Origin of the sequence: Streptomyces durocortorensis (genome assembly GCF_016901035.1) — a bacterium.
GTDB classification, from domain to species: domain Bacteria; phylum Actinomycetota; class Actinomycetes; order Streptomycetales; family Streptomycetaceae; genus Streptomyces; species Streptomyces durocortorensis.
In genome coordinates this window covers 1-2,203 of the sequence record NZ_JAFEUF010000092.1, presented here as the reverse complement: position 1 = coordinate 2,203, position 2,203 = coordinate 1, and the positions used below count along the sequence as shown (strand labels likewise).

Here is a 2,203-nt window from a genome sequence, read left to right as displayed (position 1 = left end):
CCCCCCGCCCCCCGCCCGCCCCCCCCCCCGCCGCGCGGTGTTTTTTTTTTTTTGGGGGGGGCGCGCGGGCGGTCGCGCCCCGGCGCGGGGCGCGGGGCCGCCGCCCGCCCCCCCCCCCCCCGGCCCCCCCCGGACGTGTATCGGGCCCCGTGAGGCCCTTGCGCAACTCGCGCCGAACGTAACCCTTTACCCGTTTCGTGCAGCGGTGAAATATGCGGCTTGGTCGCTGTGCACCCTTGACAGCGAGGCGTTCGATTGCCGACACATCGGGCCGGGTCCGGCGGATTGTGTTGCTGCGGACCGGTGACACGCCATAGAGTCGCCAATCGTCGGCATGGTGCCACGCTGACCTATCGATAAGTTTCCTGGTCACATCCAAGGAGGTAAGACGACTTGTGAATGAGTCGACAATTACTCCTGGGGGTGGTCAACCAGGGATGCCTGCACGGGGTCTGAGCCCGACCGGGCTCGAAGCTGTCGGCTCCGTCGCGGTCCGCACCTTCGCCACCCAACAGCACATGACGACAGCCCCCCAGATGATGGACGGCCTACACGTGAACGCCACGGCCGGCAACGAGAGCAGCCGGGACACCGACCGCTTCGCCGACTTCGCCGAGGTGCCCGAGGGGCACTTCTACGACCCCGACGCCGAGTACGAGCCCGATCCGGAGTACGCGGCCACCCTCGCGCCCGACGCCGCGCGTCAGCGCCGCGAGCGCATCGGCCCGACCGGACGGCCGCTGCCGTACTTCCCGATCCCGGGGCCTCTGACCGACCACGGCCCCGCGAAGATCATCGCGATGTGCAACCAGAAGGGCGGCGTCGGCAAGACCACGTCGACCATCAACCTGGGCGCCGCGCTCGCGGAGTACGGACGCCGGGTCCTGCTCGTCGACTTCGACCCGCAGGGCGCGCTCTCGGTCGGCCTCGGGGTCAACCCGATGGAGCTGGACCTCACCGTCTACAACCTGCTCATGGAGCGGGGCATGGCGGCCGACGACGTCCTGCTCAAGACGGCCGTCCCCAACATGGACCTGCTGCCCAGCAACATCGACCTCTCCGCGGCCGAGGTGCAGCTCGTCAGCGAGGTGGCCCGCGAGTCCACGCTCCAGCGCGCCCTGAAGCCGCTGATGGCCGACTACGACTACATCGTGATCGACTGTCAGCCCTCGCTCGGCCTGCTCACCGTGAACGCCCTGACGGCTGCTCACAAGGTCATAGTGCCGCTGGAGTGCGAGTTCTTCGCGCTGCGCGGGGTGGCGCTGCTCACCGAGACCATCGAGAAGGTCCAGGAGCGGCTCAACCCGGAGCTGGAGCTCGACGGCATCCTCGCCACCATGTACGACTCCCGTACGGTGCACAGCCGCGAGGTCCTGGCGCGCGTGGTCGAGGCCTTCGACGAGCACGTCTACCACACGGTCATCGGGCGCACGGTCCGCTTCCCGGAGACCACGGTCGCCGGTGAGCCCATCACCACCTACGCCTCCAACTCGGTCGGCGCCGCCGCCTATCGCCAGCTCGCCAGGGAGGTGCTCGCCCGGTGTCACGCCGAGTGAGTCTGCCGGGGGCCGACGAACTGTTCCGTACCACCGGAGGCGGGATGGGCCTCCAGCCGTCCTCCCCCGCGGAGCGGCGGCGCAAGGCGAACGGCGAGCCGAGGGTGCCCGCGCCCGCCGGGGAGAGCGATCCCTCCGGCCAGGCCCCGCCCGCCGCCGACCGTGAGGGCCACACCGAGGCCGACGCCGACGGCGGCGACGCACGCGGCCGGAGCGGCGAGGGCGAGCGTCCCGCGTCCGCCAAGGCCGCCCCCGGTGAGCGCCCCGCCGCGTCCGCCGTCCCGGCCGAGCAGCCCCCGGCGGTCCAGCAGCAGCGCAGGCGCGGCGGCGGACGCGGCGCGAACCGCCGCCCCAGCGGCCGCGAACGCCACGACGAGAAGATCACGGTCTACGTCTCCGCCGAGGAGCTGATGGACCTCGAACACGCCCGGCTCGTCCTGCGCGGCGAACACGGCCTCGCCGTGGACCGCGGCCGCATCGTCCGCGAGGCGGTGGCGGTGGTCCTGGCCGACCTGGAGTCCCGGGGCGACGCGAGCATCCTCGTACGGCGGCTGCGCGGCCGCTGAGCGGCGCGGCGCGGGTAGCCTGCCCCGCAGGACCCGCCGCCCGGCGGCACCCCGTCCGCGCCGCCGCCCCACCCCTGGACC

General features: G+C 72.3%; 2 protein-coding genes. Both read left to right on the top strand.

Annotated elements, in window-relative coordinates:
- Window positions 1-437 precede the first annotated feature (437 nt).
- The gene (locus JS521_RS18685; protein WP_205084114.1) at window positions 438-1,556 is read left to right on the top strand and encodes a ParA family protein; all 1,119 of its coding nucleotides are present in this window, start codon (window positions 438-440) and stop codon (window positions 1,554-1,556) included.
- Window positions 1,553-2,122, top strand: coding sequence for a hypothetical protein (locus tag JS521_RS18680; RefSeq protein ID WP_205084130.1), 570 nt, complete (start codon window positions 1,553-1,555; stop codon window positions 2,120-2,122). The genes JS521_RS18685 and JS521_RS18680 overlap by 4 nt, the downstream gene beginning before the upstream one ends.
- Window positions 2,123-2,203: the final 81 nt, after the last annotated feature.